This window comes from Bacteroides sp. AM16-13 (assembly GCF_003602705.1).
GTDB classification, from domain to species: Bacteria; Bacteroidota; Bacteroidia; order Bacteroidales; family Bacteroidaceae; genus Bacteroides; species Bacteroides xylanisolvens.
The window spans coordinates 19,375-37,650 of the sequence record NZ_QTLK01000024.1 but is presented as its reverse complement, the minus strand read 5'-3'; the positions used below and the strand labels follow the sequence as shown (position 1 = coordinate 37,650).

General features: G+C 44.6%; 8 protein-coding genes. 6 read left to right on the top strand and 2 right to left on the bottom strand.

Annotated elements, in window-relative coordinates; all coding sequences use genetic code 11:
• Positions 1–1,302: TolC family protein (locus tag DW173_RS18060; protein WP_233562210.1), on the top strand; the 1,302-nt coding region annotated here is incomplete at its 5' end.
• Between the two features lie 147 nt (positions 1,303–1,449).
• Here the strand turns inward: DW173_RS18060 and DW173_RS18055 are convergent.
• Positions 1,450–5,394: a hybrid sensor histidine kinase/response regulator transcription factor gene (locus DW173_RS18055; protein WP_049701449.1), complete on the bottom strand. Its 3,945-nt coding sequence runs from the start codon at positions 5,392–5,394 to the stop codon at positions 1,450–1,452.
• Between the two features lie 36 nt (positions 5,395–5,430).
• On the bottom strand, positions 5,431–7,878 hold the full coding sequence (locus DW173_RS18050) for a glycosyl hydrolase family 95 catalytic domain-containing protein (protein ID WP_049701450.1): 2,448 nt from the start codon (positions 7,876–7,878) through the stop codon (positions 5,431–5,433).
• Positions 7,879–8,020: 142 nt separating this feature from the next.
• Here DW173_RS18050 and DW173_RS18045 point away from each other — a divergent pair, with 142 nt between their 5' ends.
• The 5 genes from DW173_RS18045 (at position 8,021) to DW173_RS18020 (ending at position 18,257) form a co-directional block, all read left to right on the top strand.
• A complete protein-coding gene (locus DW173_RS18045) occupies positions 8,021–8,269 on the top strand; it encodes a hypothetical protein (RefSeq protein ID WP_232313563.1) in 249 nt (82 codons plus the stop codon).
• 136 nt (positions 8,270–8,405) lie between these two features.
• Positions 8,406–10,163 (top strand): AAA family ATPase, encoded by a 1,758-nt coding sequence (locus tag DW173_RS18040; protein ID WP_087318020.1) that lies wholly within the window; start codon positions 8,406–8,408, stop codon positions 10,161–10,163.
• Between the two features lie 979 nt (positions 10,164–11,142).
• Positions 11,143–14,466 (top strand): SusC/RagA family TonB-linked outer membrane protein, encoded by a 3,324-nt coding sequence (locus DW173_RS18030; RefSeq protein ID WP_199722849.1) that lies wholly within the window; start codon positions 11,143–11,145, stop codon positions 14,464–14,466.
• Positions 14,467–14,482: 16 nt separating this feature from the next.
• On the top strand, positions 14,483–16,351 hold the full coding sequence (locus DW173_RS18025) for a RagB/SusD family nutrient uptake outer membrane protein (protein ID WP_087318023.1): 1,869 nt from the start codon (positions 14,483–14,485) through the stop codon (positions 16,349–16,351).
• A gap of 22 nt (positions 16,352–16,373) precedes the next feature.
• Entirely contained in the window at positions 16,374–18,257 is a 1,884-nt protein-coding gene (locus tag DW173_RS18020) for a DUF5006 domain-containing protein (protein WP_087318039.1), read from the top strand.
• Positions 18,258–18,276: the final 19 nt, after the last annotated feature.

Genomic DNA, 18,276 nt, shown 5'->3' with positions numbered 1-18,276 from the left:
ACAAAATACGACCCCGCCACTGTCGTGCCCGACGATCTTTACGGCGGGGAAGTGGTGACCGAAGACACTGCCGGTCTGGGTAATATGGACTGGCGGGAACTCTTCACCGACCCTTATCTGCAATCCCTCATTGAAGTGGGATTGCAGACCAATACCGATTATCAGTCTGCCCAGCTCCGTGTGGAAGAAGCACAGGCCGTACTGATGTCCGCCAAACTTGCTTTTCTGCCCGCTTTTGCTCTTGCTCCGCAGGGAATAGTGAGCAGTTTCGATACGCAGAAGGCTACGCAGACTTATTCGTTGCCCGTTACTGCCAGTTGGGAGTTGGACGTTTTCGGGCGTATGCGCAACTCCAAGAAACAGGCGAAAGCGCTTTATGCTCAAAGCGAGGATTACCGTCAGGCAGTCCGTACGCAGTTGATAGCAGGTATCGCCAATACCTATTACACCCTGTTGATGCTGGACGAACAACTCGACATCTCCCGTCAGACGGAAGAGGCATGGAAAGAAACCGTTGCGTCTACCCGTGCATTGATGAATGCGGGACTGGCAAACGAATCGGCTGTGTCGCAGATGGAGGCGGCCTATTATCAGGTGCAGGGTTCGATCCTCGATTTGCAGCAGCAGATCAGTCAGGTGGAGAATAGTCTTGCCTTATTATTGGCGGAGACGCCACGCAACTATGAACGTGGGATGCTGGCAAAGCAGCAGTTTCCTGCTGACTTCTCGATAGGGATTCCTGTCCGGATGCTTTCTTCCCGTCCGGATGTCCGCTCGGCAGAGCGGACGCTGGAAGCGGCGTTCTATGGCACCAATGCGGCACGTTCGGCTTTCTATCCTTCCATCACTTTAGGCGGAAGCGCCGGATGGACAAACTCCGCCGGGGCGATGATTATCAATCCGGGCAAGTTTCTCGCGTCGGCGGTAGGTTCGCTTACGCAGCCGCTCTTTAACAGAGGACAGGTGGTGGCACAATACCGCATTGCCCGTGCGCAACAGGAAGAAGCGGCGCTCGGTTTTCAGCAAACGTTGCTCAATGCCGGTAGTGAGGTGAATGATGCGTTGATTGCCTATCAAACCAGTCAGGGAAAAAGAATCTTGTTGGATAAACAGATCACTTCCCTGCAAACGGCTTTGCGAAGCACTACTCTGTTGATGGAGCATGGTAATACAACCTATCTGGAAGTGCTTACCTCCCGGCAGTCGTTGCTTAGTGCGCAACTCTCGCAGACGGCCAATCATTTTACTGAAATACAAAGTTTAATTAACCTATACCGTGCTTTAGGAGGAGGTCAGGAATAAACTGTATCATACTCTCTGTTTTCTAATTTAATGAAAGAAGGGCTGCCGGAGAAGTGATTCTGTGGCAGCCCGTTTGTTAATCGGTCAATATGCGGCGAATTGGCTTGCAGCCGGAAACTTCAGCCAGCATAAAGAATAATGATGGTATTATTTATCAGCCAGACCTTTCTTTTTTCTTTCTTTATATTGACTGGGTGTTTCCCCGGTATATTGCTTGAAAGCCGTACTGAAATAACTCGGAGTGGTAAACCCTGTTTTCTCTGCAATTTCAGAGAAGGGCATATCCGTGCCGGATATCAATGTAATAGCTTTTTCTATACGGAGCTTACTGATATACTCGTTCGCTCCCATGCCTGTAAGTGCTTTCAGTTTGTTATAAAGCGAAGAACGGCCCAATCCTACTTCCTGGCAGATAAACTGGATGCCCAGGTTGGTATTATCTATATTTTCCTGGATGATACTATTCAGTTTAATCAGGAATGTTTCGTCTGTCAGGCTGATTGTACTTTCTTCCGGTGTGGGGATTAATCCTGCATTCAGATACCTTTTCTTGGTATATTCCCGGTTTTTCAACCGGTTGCGGATAAGTTCCATTAGCATTTCCACTTCGAAAGGTTTGCTTAAATATCCGTCCGCTCCATTCTTGTAACCGCTTATTTGGCTTTGCCTGTCATCTCTGGCAGTTAGCAGAATGACTGGGATGTGGCTGATATTGATATCCTCTTTAATCGTTTTACAAAGTTTATACCCGTTCATCCGGGGCATCATTACGTCACTGACTATAATATCAGGGACATGGCTTCTGACCAGTTGAAGGGCTTCCACCCCGTCTCCGGCGATAATTATCCGTTTGAAGTATCCTTCGAACGTTCTTTTCAGAAAGTCTGTCATATCCGGATTGTCATCCACTACGAGAATAGTGTATGGAGTGGTGTCGAATACCTCTTTCGCGGACGGCTGCCCGCTGTTATCATCCATCATCAATTCGTTCAGATAAGCCTTTGGCTCGCAGGTGACTTCTTCCGGTTCCTGCCTCAACGGCAACTCAAAGAAAAAGCTGGCTCCGGTTTCTTCATTATCCTGTGCGCCGATAGAGCCGCCGTGCAGTTCCACCAGAATCTTGGAGTAAGACAAGCCGATTCCTGTTCCGCTCTGTTCTCCCGTTCCCTGGTAGAAGCGGGTAAAGAGCTTGTGCGTATCCACTTGCTTCAGTCCGCATCCTTGGTCGATGACGGAGATACGCACCCGGTTTTCTTCAGGTAGCAGTTCCGAAGCAATCGTTATTTCCGTGTCCTGCGGACTGTGTTTCAAGGCATTGATAAGCAGGTTACTTAGGATAATCTCGCATTTGTCCTTATCGAAACTGACTTTCTCTATCCGTGGGTCGAGCTGATAGCGGATATGCACATTCTTTGCTTCCCCCTCACTGATAAAATCCTGCGAAACGTGTTCAATCCATTGATTGAGCGGATGAGGCTGAATTTGCAGTTTACTCTCCCCTACTTCCATTTTCCGCACGTCGAGCACCATATTAATCAAGTTCTTCATCCGTTGTGCCTGCCGGTAGATGGCTTTTAACGGCAGATATTGGCTGTCTCCGGAAGAGAGCGACTTCAAAATCTGATTGAGTGGCGCATGAATAAGCGTCAGCGGAGTCCGTAACTCGTGGCTGATATTGATAAGAAAGCGTACCTTTTCCTCGTACATCTGTTTCTCATGCTCTTTCATCGCCCATTTCAGTTTTTCCTGATTACGTTTCAATGTTCTGCGGAAAGTTTCGATGATTATGGTGGCAATGAGAATGGCACAACCGAGAATGAACCACCACGTGCGATACCACGGCGGGAGTACGGTTAGTTCCAGTATTTTCTGGTTGGGAATCCAACTGCCGTCTTTCACTGTGCATGAAGCCATAATTTTGTAATTGCCCGGTGGTAACGACCGGATTACCAATTCCGGCTGGTACGATTCGATATACTGGTCGTTCAATCCCTCTATCCGGTAGCGATAGACTTTCTTGCGGAAGATATCCTCTTCTTTCGACATGATTCGGATAGTGATATTGCTGTTCCACGGGACAGAGATTGCTGCCGGACGACTATATAGCTTGTTCTGTGCAGACTCACCGTTGACAATTATATCCAGCAGTTGTAGTTCCGGCATCTCCGATGTATTCAGCAGAAGTTGGCCGTCAATGCGCAGCATACCCTTTACGCCGCCGATATAGACATCCCCCTCATTGTTTACCAACCGGGCGTTGGGCAGATATTCGTTTTGGATAGCTCCGTTCGATTCTCCGAAAAGTACGAACTTCTGCTCCCGGATAAGCCAGGCAAAAAGCAGGTTATCTGCACCTATCCATACTTTGCCCCTTTGGTCGCATTGCACCATGTTGACTTCTGTAAACAAGTTGGTAGGGATGTGCGTCTGTTTTTGGGAAACGGGGTTGTAGTGGATAAGGCCGAAATTGCTTCCTATCCAGAAATCGCCGTGCTCGTCGTGTGATGCCGAATTGATTACGGTATCCTGATAACAAGCGAAGGTTGTTTTCAGCAAGGAATCCCCATCGTGCAGTTCGTAGATATGTTTGAAGTCGTTGATGTAAGTCCGGTTGTTCTCGTGCTTGAAGGGGACGAGCGTACCGACAATACTTTTCCCTTCTTCTCCGGTGACTTTGTCGAATTTCTTTTCTTTCAGGTGATACTGGTAGACATGGTCGCCCAGTAATAACACGGTGTTGGGGGTGTTCTGATATAAGTTGACCGATTTACCCCGGTTGCAAAGTTGTGTCGTAGTTTCTTTGTCGACAATGGTAAAAGGCTGTTTCTCCCCGGTTGCGGGGTTGAATATGAATACTCCTTTGGAGAAAAGGGAAATCAGTAGTTTTCCGGGAGTGAATCCGCTGATAAACGCTATTTTATCGTTCCAGGTAGAAAGATAATGGGTGAATTTCTCGGTACGCGGGTTAAAGAGGTTGATACCGCCGCCGTCCGTACCAATCCAGATACTGTCGGTCGATTGGCGGTAAAGGCTTCGCACGGTGCTGTTGCTTAGTCCGCGGTCGTTGCCGGGGACTACGTCGGTGTAGGTTTTCATGAACACTTCCCGGATGCTGATCAATCCGTTGCAGGTGCTTCCTGCCCATATATTGTTATTGTGGTCGTTGTGCAGGCAGAGAATGGAGTTGGCGGGGAGAGAGTAGTTTTCACGTCCCGGGATATATTCCAGTTGGGAGATTTCCCCGGTTTCGGGGGTGAGGATATTGATTCCGCCGCCATCCGTTCCTATCCACAGTTGCCCTTCCCTTTCAGCGAGGCTTAGGACGATGTCGTTGCTGAGGGCGGAGTTGCGGGTGGAGTACGAAGCCAGTAGTTTGCCGTCGTATGAATAGCAACGAAGTCCGCCGCTGTAAGGGGCAATCCATATTCTTTTCCGGCTGTCGGTCATCATGGTGGTAATTTCCGGCCCGCAGTCGAAAGGGGGGCGTCTGTGCTCTCCGGTATGCAGGTCTACGAGGTATATGCCTGTCCAACGACTGCAACAAAGCAACGTCTTTGAATCCCACATACTGAGAGCGTTGATTTTAAAAGAGTTGGCGTTGAAATATTGCAGAAGCCGGAGAGAAGAATCGTTATAACTATATTTGTAAATCCTGTCCTTGCCGCCAAAGAGGATTCCGTCCGGGACAAGGCAGAAGGAATAGGCGGTGATATTCTTCCCGTCCTCGTCCGTGGGGAACGTGAAGTCGTTGCTCTGCTGTTGGTAACGGGCAATACCTTTTTCAGTCAGTACCCAGATGTTGTGTTGCTTGTCTTCGGCAATCTGATAAATCAGGTTGTGGAGAAGCGAGTTCGGGTCGTTTGCCTGGTGTTTGTATCTTTTCAGTTCGTGCCCGTCGAACTTTCCCAGTCCCGATTTGGTACCTATCCATACGAAACCCTGCTCATCCCGGAGAATACAGCGCACGTTGGAAGGCAGCCCTTCTTTCAGAGAGATTTGTTTAAAGTAATAGTGTTCTGCCCGGAGAGGGAGAACACCGACTAACTGTATGATAAAGAAAAGGCTTGACAGAACAGCGTATTTGGTTTTCATGTAAAGCAGGTTTGTTTATGAGGACAGATGCCTTCTTTATAATACGGCTAACTTGTCCCCTTTTAAGGTGATTTCGTATTTTTTCCCTTTTACGGTCTTGAACTTGAGCGTCTTGTCTCCGTATCTTACGTTACAGGGGATTCCGGATTTGGAATGGATGATAGCTTTCTCCAGTTGTCCCTCTTTCCAGGAGATGGAAACCTCAAAATTTCCTTTGGCGCAGATTCCGCTTATTGAGCCGTTTGCCCATGCATCCGGCAAAGCGGGAAGAAGTTGGATGAATCCCATGTGGCTTTGCAATAACATCTCGGTTATTCCTGCCGTACCGCCGAAGTTTCCGTCTATCTGGAAAGGCGCATGGGTATCCCAGAGGTTGTCCAGTGTACCGTTTTTCAATAAGTTGCCGTATAGTTTATACGCATGGTTTCCGTCTTGCAGTCGTGCCCATTGGTTGAGCTTCCAACCCATGCTCCAACCGGTAGCGCCGTCTCCGCGATGTTCCAGTACCACTCTGGCTGCCTGTGCAAGTTCGGGGGTAGTCACGGGAGAGATGGTATGCCCCGGATGCAATCCGAACAGGTGGTTGACGTGGCGGTGTTCATCTTTCGGGTCGTCTATGTCGGTAGACCATTCCAACAACTGACCGTAGCGTCCTATACGGTACGGAACCAGTTTGGTCAGTACGTTTTCCCATTGTTTGCGTTCTTTGGCGTCCGTTCCGAGCACCTTGCTTGCCTGGATGGCGTCCAGTAATATTTCACGTACTACGGCATGCGCGAAAGTAACTCCCTCGTCCACCGGGCCGTGTTCGGGAGAAGTGGAAGGAGCGGCGGTGTAAGTCCCGTCGGGCTTGTGCCACAAGTGGTCTACCGCAAACTGTGCGCTGCTTTTGATAAGGTCGTAGCCGATTTCCTTTAAGAATTTCGTGTCACGGGTATAATCATAATACTCCCATATATGCGTTGCCAGCCACGGACCGGCGGTAGGATTCAGGTTCCATGCCATAGATTTGCTGGATAAGGGAGCTGTGAATCCGAAGATATTGGCAGAGATGGATGCTGTCCATCCGCGGGCGTTGAAATAGGCTTGTGCTGTCTTCTCGCCGGGTTTTACCAAGCTGCGTATAAAGTCAATCAAAGGCCATGTACATTCAGAGAGATTGGTGGGGCACGCAGGCCAGTAATTCATTTGAATGTTGATGTTATTGTGGTAATCTACCCGCCACGGGCCGTCGGTATTGTTGTGCCACAATCCTTGCAGGTTGGCTGGCATGTTGCCGGGGCGCGAACTGGCTATGAGCAGATAGCGTCCGAACTGATAGTACAATTGTTCGAGCTGATAGTCCGGCACGCCTTTCTTATAGCTAGCCAGTCGTTTGTAGGTCGGCAGGTTGGGAGTGCCGATTTCCGGATTGATTTCAAAACGTACCCGATTGAACAGCACGGTATAATCGGCTTCGTGATTACGATAAAGCTCGTCATAACCTTTTTTCAGGGCATTGTCCATCATAGCCAGAGTCGTTTGTGACGGGTCGTTGCCGACGTAGGCTTTCGGGTCTTTGAAGTCCGGGGCAAAGTTCATCTTATAATCGGTATCTGCCGTAAGCAGGAATACCACTTCGTCAGCATCCTTCACAATAATCCGGTCGTTTTCTGCTTTCAGTGTTCCCCCTTTGTGGATAGCTTTGATTCGGAAAGCGAATTTCATTCCGTTGTTATTGAGAACGCCGGTATATACTAATCCGTCGTTTCCATCTGCTTCCAGATGGCTTTTTGCTTCGTTGTTGGGACAATAGCTAAGTACAAGATTCTGTTTTCCGCCTTTGTCGGCAGTAAACTTCATGACCATAACGCTGTCCGGATAGGATATGAAGTATTTACGTTGATACCGTATCCCGTCTTTGTCAAATTGCACCACAGCCATCGCCGAATCCAACGACAGGATGCGGCGGTAATTGCTCATATTGATTTCGCTGAGTCCGGTTTCCACATAAAGCTCTCCCATCGTGGTAAAAGCGCCGAAGCGGAACGGAGTCTCGTCTTTTTCTTCATAAGCTCCCAGCCCGTTGAAGTTTTCCTGCGTGAGATACCCCGCCTTTTTAGAATCCCCGTCCAGGAAAGCCTGCCGGATTTCTTTCAGTATACCTGACGACTGTTTGTTTACGTTCCAATAATACTCGGCGCCTTTGGCGGTATTCGGCCCCCCTTTCCAGAGAGTTTTTTCATTCAGTGTGATTCGTTCTGCGGATATGGAGCCCATGATATTCGCTCCCAGGCTGCCATTCCCGATAGGTAGCGAACGGCTTTCCCATGCTTTGTCCGGATTCGCCCCTGTGCCGTTGGCACGTAGCCAGATAGCTTGTCCATCGAGATTGTTGGGAGTGTCGAACCATACGGAAAGCCCTTGAGTATAATCCACCGTCTCTATGGACGCTGCGGAAAGAGAAAAAAGTGTGCAAAGAATAAGAGGGCAGAGTTTTTTCATAATATGTGTTGTTTAAAGGAATGTGAGATACAAAGGTACTTGTTTTTTAAGATTCTGTCTAGCGGGTTGGTTTCAATTTTTACCAATAGGCTTTTAAAAATCGCTAAAAGTGCTTCTTTGTAGGTTTGGTAAGATGTTTCTAATGAAGAACCGGGTCTGGTTTACATTCAGTATATCCAACTTTCTAAGAAAAACACTCCGACGGATGATGTCCGGTCTGGAGATAAATACTACCTTTGTTTCCTATATAAAAACAAGTATGTATCTGACAGGTATGAGCCGGGAAGAATTATATGCCGAAGCATATAAGGACCTCATTGCAATATCGACCCAAATGAACATGTTTATAGATAAGGTGTGTAAGAAAGCAACGATGATGAGTCCATTTTGATCTATTGTTTCTTGCAGTACTCATGGAAGAGTATCAGGGCAGAGAACATTTTTAAAATCATTTGTTTGTGAAAGTAGCGGAAAGAGCGTATCTTTGTTTGCACTGATAAAAAGTGAACTCATAAATACACCGGATTATGGAATATGTATCATCAGAAAGAAAGTTGCTGCCATACGGCATGATGAACTTTGCGGATATTCGTCTTGATAATTATTATTACGTGGATAAAACCTCGTTCATCCCTGTAATAGAACAATCGGACAGATTCTTCTTTTTCATCCGCCCGCGCCGGTTCGGTAAGAGTCTTACGCTGAACATGTTGCAACACTATTATGATGTGCGTACACGTGACAAGTTCGATGCTCTGTTTGGCGACCTCTATATCGGAAAGCATCCCACACGAGACCGTAACAGTTATCTGGTGTTGTATCTCAATTTCTCAGGAATTAGTGGAGAGTTGCACAACTACCGTCAAGGGTTGGATGCACATTGCAATACCAGCTTCGATTATTTCTGTGATATTTATGCAGAATACCTGCCGAAAGGCATTAAGGAAGTCTTGAATGAAAAAGCAGGAGCTGTTGAGCAGTTGGATTATCTATATCATCAGTGTGAACTTGCCGGGCAGCAAATATATCTTTTCATTGACGAATATGACCACTTCACCAATGCCATCCTCTCGGATGCCGAAAGCATTCACCGATATACGGAAGAGACCCACAAGGAAGGCTACCTGCGCGCCTTCTTCAATAGGGTGAAAGCCGGAACCTATTCCAGCATCAAGCGTTGCTTCATCACCGGAGTGAGTCCCGTCACGATGGATGACCTCACCAGTGGATTTAATATTGGCACCAACTATTCCCTCACACCGAAATTCAACGCAATGATGGGTTTCACCGAGGACGAAGTCCGCGAAATGCTGACTTATTATTCTACTAAAGCTCCATTCCATCACACTGTAGATGAGTTGATAGAACTTATGAAACCGTGGTATGACAACTATTGCTTTGCGCAGGAGTGTTATGATCAGCCAACCTTGTACAACTCCAATATGGTGCTCTATTTCGTTAAGAACTATATTGATAATAACGGAAAGGCACCGCGAAATATGATAGAAAGTAACATTCGTATCGATTACGAGAAACTGCGTATGCTTATCCGCAAGGATAAAGAGTTTGCGCACGATGCCTCCATTATCCAGACTTTAGTGAGCCAGGGATACATCACCGGCGAGTTGAAAGACGGTTTCCCAGCTGCCAACATTGTAGATTCCGATAATTTCGTGAGCCTGCTCTATTACTTCGGCATGCTCACCGTGAGCGGAACATTTGAAGGCAAGACCAAACTCATCATACCCAACCAGGTAGTGCGCGAACAACTCTATACTTATCTGCTGAATACATACAATGAAGCCGACCTCAGTTTCAGTAACCATGAAAAAGATGAGCTATCTTCCGCCTTGGCATATCGTGGTGCATGGCAATCTTACTTCGACTACATCGCCGATTGCCTGAAACGCTACGCCTCTCAGCGCGACAAGCAGAAAGGAGAATCCTTCGTACATGGCTTCACTCTTGCCATGACAGCGCAAAACCGTTTCTACCGTCCCATCTCCGAAGCAGACACGCAATCCGGATATGTTGACATTTTCCTGTCTCCCATGTTGGAGATTTACCCTGACATGAGCCATAGCTACATCATCGAGCTGAAGTATGCCAGATACAAAGACCCCGAAAGCCGGGTGGAGGAATTGCGGGCGGAAGCTATTGCCCAGGCCAACCGCTATGCTGACACCGACAGGGTGAAGAACGCTATTGGCACTACGCAACTACACAAGATTGTGGTAGTGTATAAAGGTATGGAAATGAGAGTTTGCGAGGAGGTAAATTCTTGAGATACAGCATTCGATAGCTGTTAATTATCAGGAAAAGAAGTAGAGAGCTTATAAAGTAATATTCATTTCGGTATAGTACTGAATCATTACAGCATCGAATAAATTTCCCCACTGGATATTTATTTTTCATCTTTCCATCTCCCCTTTCACCTTTTCTCTATCTCTTCGATGAATAAGGAGTTTGTGGGTGAAGTGCAATAACTTCACCATCTCTTCACCTGTGGCGATTAGTTTCAAAAATTGTTTCAAGGCTTGAAACAATCCGTTTCTCGGTGTGAAACACTTCGTTTCATACGGTGAAACACTTTGTTTCCAGGCGTGAAACTTTTAGTTTCAAATAGGGTTGAAACTAATTACGAAATAGCTTTACTAATCTTTCTCTGATGGTGGAATCAGAGAGTAGAAATTTGATTCGATTATGAACTTGTTCAAACACCGACTTTTGCCCATGTGATGAATCTATATACCCTGCTTGTCGGACATATATATTCAGCGTGGTGAGTATATATACCTACTACGCTGGATATATAGATCCATCAGCTAATTTGAAAGAACTGAATGCGCTGAAAGCACTCTACCTTGTTTGCAGTATCTTTCTGCGAGGGACGTCTTTTTTCGCTTTCAGCCGCTATTTCCTTCTATCAAGGCGTTTGCAGACAAAATTGAAACGGATGGAACCGGATTATAACATGAATATTCAATAAGAGGGCTTTGGTAAGGTTAGAACCGGATAGTTGGATATTGTAATCATTGTCTTTTTGTGATAAGAACCATTTCTCCGATGGAACGGGTTGATTTGGTGAAAAGTGAATATTTAATGGCTATTTTTAAAATACCTCTTTTTAAAAGCTACTCTACCTTTGTGACAAGAATGTTAGTTGGAAAAGCTATCTCGGCTCTTCATTCTTAAATCTGATGTCTATGAGACTTATTTTGTTAGCTAATGAATATATGAATCTTTATTATTAAATGTAGTATTATGAAAAAAAAGAGGCTTATGAAAAAACAAGGCTGCTTTGTTGTTCTTATGATGATGCTCTTGCTATTTCCTTCAGGAGCGTTTGCACAGCAACAAATGATTAAAGGACAAGTGGTAGATGATAAGGGGGAAACCATTATTGGAGCTACGGTCATGGTAAAAGGGGCAAAAGAAGGTACTTTGACCGACATTGACGGTAACTTTTCTGTCAAAGGTAAAATTGGCAATACCTTAACCATCTCTTACGTGGGTTATTCTCCCCTCGAAGTAAAAGTGACAAAACTTGAAGGCAACCGCTTCGTATTGCGGGAAGATTCAAAACTTCTTGATGAGGTTGTTGTAGTGGGTATGGACAAGCAGAAACGTAGCACCATTACGGCTGCTGTGTCTACTGTAAAGTCCGACGCTATTGTCAACCGCCCTATTACCGACTTGACAAGTGCCCTGCAAGGTAACGTAGCCGGTTTGAATTTTGATACAGATGCAGTATCCGGTGGTGTTGGTGGTGAAACTGGTGCTGAAATTAAATTCAATATCCGTGGTGCAGGTTCTATTAATGGAAGTGAACCATACGTGTTGGTAGATGGAGTGGAACAGAGTCTTCAGAATGTAAATCCGAATGATATCGAATCAATCAGTGTATTGAAAGACGCCTCTGCAGCGGCTGTATATGGTGCGCGCGCTGCTTATGGTGTAGTATTGGTTACTACGAAAAGCGGTCGGAAAGAAAAGGCACAGGTCACTTATCGTGGAACGGTCGGGTTCAGTTCACCTATTAATATGCCGGATCAGATGAACTCTATTCAGTATGCTAATTACATAAATGAAATGGCTGCCAATGGAGGTAATAAGCAGATAATTTCTGATGATCTTATTAAGAAGATGGAGGGGTTCATGCAAAATCCTTATTCGGCAGAGTTTCCGGGTATAAATGCGAATGCACTCGGGACAGATTGGGCATCTTCGAGAGATGCAGTATATGCAAATACAGACTGGTTCGATTTCTATTTTAAAGATGCTGCTATCCGTCATTCACACAATCTGAATGTAACGGGAGGTTCGGATAAGTTCAACTATTATGTAGGGCTAGGATACACTTATCAGGAAGGCCTGCTTGACCAGGTAGACGATAATCTGAGTAAATACAATGTAAATACGAAACTCCAGATTAAGGCTAATGACTGGCTGAAATTCAATTTTAACAATAATATAACGTTGAATATTATTAAGCGTCCGATGCCAAACCAGCTTATTTTCTACGCACGCGTTGGACAATCAATTCCGAATGCTCCGACGCATTATCCGATTGAATCCCAATATAATGACGCTACGGAACTTCGTAATATGAAGGAATCGCATTATGTACAGAATCGTATTTCGGATGCAATGTCTTTTTCTGCTACTGTTACTCCGTTGAAAGGATGGGATATAGTGGGAGAAATGAAAGTCCGTTTTGATGTGGAAGACAATAGTTTCAAGCGTGGATTTCCTACTTATGAAAAACCTGACGGAAGATTAGTCATGAATGTAGGTACAGATCAAGGGTATGCGTATCCGGGAATGAGTTACCTCAACTCGAAATGGGGTTCTTATACCCATGGCAATGCTTTTAATTATTATCTTTCTCCCAATGTGTCTTCATCTTATACTCATCAATGGGGAAGTCATTTCTTTAAGGCTATGGCAGGTTTCCAGATGGAATTGCAGGAAAACTCCAGCGGCTATACTTATAAAGACGGTCTTCTAACTGACGACATTTATTCTTTTGCCAGTGCCAATGGTATGTTATATGCGGGAGATGACCGTACGCATTGGGCTACGATGGGTATGTATGCCAAGTTGAACTGGAACTATAAGGAAACATATTTTCTGGAATTTAGTGGGCGTTATGATGGCTCTTCCCGTTTTGCACCGGGAAATCGTTGGGGATTCTTCCCTTCTTTCTCTGCCGGTTATGATATAGCCCATACGGACTATTTTAAGAATTGGAATCTTCCATTTTCCCAACTGAAAATACGTGTTTCTTATGGACGCTTGGGTAATCAGAATACGAAAGGACTTTATGATTATCTTGGGCTAGTGGATTTGTCGGCTGCTTCATCCAATGCCTGGCTGTTGCCGGGAGTGAATGCCACTCCTTCCAAAGGAGTAATTGTCAATACACCTAAGATGGTCAGCCCTTATATTACGTGGGAGAAAGTGGATAATGCCAATCTTGGTATCGACTTGATGTTATTGAACGACCGGCTTTCTGTTACTGCCGATATTTATCAGCGTACAACACATGACATGATTGGCCCGGCCGAAGCTATTCCGGCTATCGGAGGTATTAGTGATGATAACGCGGCAAAGGTAAATAATGCTACGCTACGAAATCGTGGTTGGGAATTGTCTGTACAGTGGCAGGATAAATTGAAATGTGGTTTTAGCTACGGTGTCGGATTCAATGTGTTCAACTATAAGGCGGTAGTTACAAAATATAATAACCCGGAAGGACTGCTTTTCAACAACCATACCGGCTTACCGGGGAATAAAGGATATTATGAAGGAATGGATTTGGGTGAAATATGGGGATATCAGGCAGATGACCTTTTTATGAGCAATCGAGAAGTGGATGAATACCTCAAGAAGGTGGACCTTAGCTTTTTCAAATCAAGCGACAGGTGGCAGCGTGGTGACGTGAAATACATTGATTCTGATGGTAATGGAAAAGTAGATCCGGGTAAAGGTACATTGGCAGATCATGGTGACCTGAAGAAGATCGGCAATGCTACTCCTAAATATTCTTTCGGTATCAACTTGAATGCAGGATACAAAGGATTTGAAGTGTCAGCTCTCTTTCAGGGAGTGGCTAAGAGACAATTCGCGATGGCAGGTGCCCAGTATCTTTATGGTGCAAACTGCTATTTCAAAGAACATCTTGATTATTTCAGCGCTCAGAATCCCGGCGGATATTTACCGCGCTTGGTTGACTCTAGTACTAAAGACTATGAAGCGAATGCAGGCTATAATACAACTCGTTATTTATTGAATGCGGCTTATATGCGTCTGAAAAATTTGACGGTTTCTTATAACTTTAAACCTCAATTGGTGAAGAATATGGGTCTGAGTGGCTTGAAAGTATATTTCACTTGCGACAACTTATTCACTGTCACTAAGTTGCCGAAACAATTTGATCCCGAAACAATCAATCAGGTGAACTGGATAGTTGGTGGTAGCAATGCTGCCGCTCCGGGACTTACTTCACCCTTGACTCAAAATGGTAATGGTAGAGTATATCCGATGAACCGGAATTTTGTATTTGGAATTGATGTCACATTTTAATTAGAGAGGAACTATCATGAAAAAGAAAATAATTATCCTGACAGCCTTCATGGGGCTGCTATTGTCGGCCTGTTCTGATTTTCTAGATCGGAAACCATTGACGCAGCCTGAAGATAAAGGCTTTTTAGTAGGTCGGGAACAGCTGGAGAACTACATTAATGGTTTATATAGCGCATTGCCGACACCCACTCAATTTGGTATGAGTGTCAGAGGAGAAGAAGTGAATAGTGACAACATTTTGGCAGAGAAGTATGACAAACGCCTGAATGGTGAGAATAATCAGTTCAGTGGTGCTACTGACTGGGAGAAGGGTTATCAAAATTTGCGTAATGTCAACTATTTCTTCTATCATTATGAGGTTCCGGAGAACTTGGAAACAGATGAAGTTCTTTCACTCAGGGGAGAAGCTTATTTCTTACGTGCATATTGGCACTTCTATTTGCTTACCCGCTTTGGAGATATACCTATTATGGATGATTTTTGGGATGGAAACGCGACATTGGAAGGTTTGCAGATTCCGGCTTCGAAACGTTCGGATGTTGCCCGGTTTATATTAAGCGACTTGAAGGCTGCTATCGGTGAGATTCCCGAAGCAAAGGCAAGTCTGTTTCCCCGTAGCAAATATTCGGGATTACGTATTAACAAAGAGGCGGCTGCTATTTTGGCTATGAGAGTGGCGCTTTATGAAGGCTCATGGGAAAAATACCATAAAGGGACTGATTTTGCTAAGGAAGATAATTCTGCCGAGTTCTTTCAAGAAGTATTGAACTGGGGTGACCAGCAACTTTTTCCTGCAGGTTTGACTTTGAATACAAAGGAGACTGATGATGAGGCTGTTAATCCGGAAGATGCGTTTGCACACTTATTTAATAAAGGGGATTATTCCCAAATTTCGGAAGCGGTATTCTGGAAGAAATATTCCGTGGATGGTGGTGTATATCATGTGTTAGGCCAATTGCTTGCCGGAGGAGTGATAGATAACCAGGGACCTGCAGGATTATCAAAATCATTGGTCGACAATTATTTGAATGCAGATGGTTCTTTTATTAATCCGGAGGATGAAAAGTATAAAGATTTCAATCAGATGTTCGAAGGCCGTGATGGGCGACTTCTTGCCACTGTGATGCATACGGGATCCAAATTTCGTTCAGCAGCCGGATCGAAAGCTGCTAAACCAATGAATGTGAAAGCTTATGATGCTACTGGTACTGAAGAAGAAATGAAAGAAAAAAATGCTGATATTGTTTGTCCGAACTTGACTGGTGACGGTAAATACAAAAGTGTTACGGGATTCCATATTAATTTGGGTATTGACACTGCTTATGTAGAGGGAAACTGTGAAACGGGTATTATTTTATTCCGGTATGCGGAAGGATTGCTCTGTTATGCGGAAGCTGCGGCAGAATTGGAAGGAAAATGGAACGACGCTGTATTGAATAAAACATTAAAACCACTGCGCGAAAGGGCAGGTGTGACATGGGTAGAGCCGAAAGCTGATCCTAATTTCCCATTTACCGGCCTTACTCCTTTGTTGCAGGAAATTCGCCGTGAACGACGTTCGGAACTGGCTCTTCAAGGATTCCGTCTGGACGATTTGATGCGTTGGGCAGAAGCCGGAACATTGAAAGGTATGAAAGGACGTGGCAGAGGTGCTTATTTGGGTGAAGACGGTATCCTGTATCAAAGTTACTCGCCCAAAGATCATGAGACATTGAAGTCTGTATTGGTAGATAATGACAAATGGATGGATCCGTTGCAACAGTATTTGCCGAATGGATATCTTTTTAATTTGAACCGGGATTATTTATTGCCGATACCACAGGATGAATTACAGATGAATCATCAGATACATCAAAATCCGGGTTGGGAGACAGTTAGCGAATAAATACTTAATGAACCATATTATTATGATAAAGAAAATACTATATAGATTTTTGCCCGTTTGCCTGCTAGTGGCAGGATTCTCGGGTTGTAAGGACGATACGATGGAGCCATTGCCGGAAACTGTGCCTTTGATAGTGGAAGCAAATGCGAAGAGCTTTGTAATGGGGGAGAAATTGATACTTACTGTAAAAGTGAATGATACAAAGAATCCGGATCGGGTTTCTAATGAGGATTTTGATATTTATCTCACTGCCAAAGACGGAGAGAAAGACGCTTCAAGAACGGCATTCAAATCTTTCCCTTCAATGGTTACTTTTCCAAAAGGAGAAAAATCATTCGATATAGAATTACCGATTATCGAGAGAGGATTGGAAGCTAAACAGAAGTTGTATGTGAATGTAACATCTTTTGTGCGTGGTTATGCCATGAAGGAAGCTACTCAATCTATTGTTGTCTCCGATCTCCATTATACCATAGTATCTTTAAAAAACAATTCGGATAGAGTGATAAATGAAGGTGACGAGTTTACTATTCAGGCAGAAGTTCCTGTTCCGGTAACGGATGATATGGATATTAATATCACTGTACCTGATGAGCAAAAAGATTTTTATGTGACGTTACCCCCTGCTACATTGACTATTAAAGCTGGAGAAAAAACAGGAGAAGTGAAAGCTAAGACCAAGCATAACACAGAACCTACCCAGACTGAAACACTGATTTTGAATTTTACTACCCTTTCCGGTATCCATCCGTTGGATAATGGAAAGTTGGAAATTACGATGAACGACCTTGAGGCTAAAAAGGGAAGTGAAATTGATGATGAACGATGGGTGTATGATCAGCCTGGGATTGCGTTTGCTTCAAGTGCTAAATTGACTGCAGCTAATGCACAATATGGACAGGCAAAGGAAATAAAGGAAATGGATCCGCATCCGAATGCTGAATTGGCCAAGGCAGGTTGGAAGTTTTATAATGCATGGGAGTTCCATAGTTTTGGAAATTCCGGTGATATGTGGAACAATACTAATAGCTATGGAAATAAGTTACCTCAGTTTTTGGCAGCACGTAGTACAATAATTGTACAAAATCATGCAGCTTGTATCAATGAGCAGTTCTCCAATATCACAGAACAGGGTTATCTACAGATGATACAGATGAAAGTTGCATCGCAGGCTACATCACCGGCAAAAGGGGCAAGAGAGTATGGAACTTCTGCTTATTATGGTTGTGGGACAGGTTCTGCATGGAAGTCTAATAGTCAGTTGATATCAGCAGGCTGCAGAATGGAAATCCGTGCCCGTCTCCGTGGACAGCGGAATGGTTTCAATATGGGTATCTGGCTGATGTCTGATGATGCTGCTACTCAAAAGACTTATTCGGAAATTGATATTCTTGAAAATCCGGTCGGTTCGGCTACCGGAAACAGGGCACATCAGACATTCCACGGTGGACCTACTACTGTTGATAAGAATAGCAAGACAGCCAATAACACTATAAATATGGAGAATTGGAATATTTATTGGTTGGAATGGCGTTCTGATACTGAAGTTGCATTGGGAATTAACGGAAAAGAAACTGTATGTCTGAAGAAGAGTGAGTGGACTGACGATCAGTGGACTTTTACAAATGAGAAGAATCCGAAGGGGCTTAAGTTTATTCTTACGATGGGAGCCCCCAGCCCATGGGCACTTGGCAAAGAAAATGGTACAGAAACAGGTGGCGTATGGAGTCCTAATCCTGAATTAAAGTGGGATGCTGGCTTTGCCGATTTTAATAATTATGAACGTGACAAGAATAACGATGCTATTCCCCGTATGGAGATTGATTGGATTCGTACTTATATAAATAAATCTTCGGTAGAGGAGTATGACAATAATAGAAATAGAAATAAAACGAAGTTCTATTAATCACAAACTGTCTTAATTA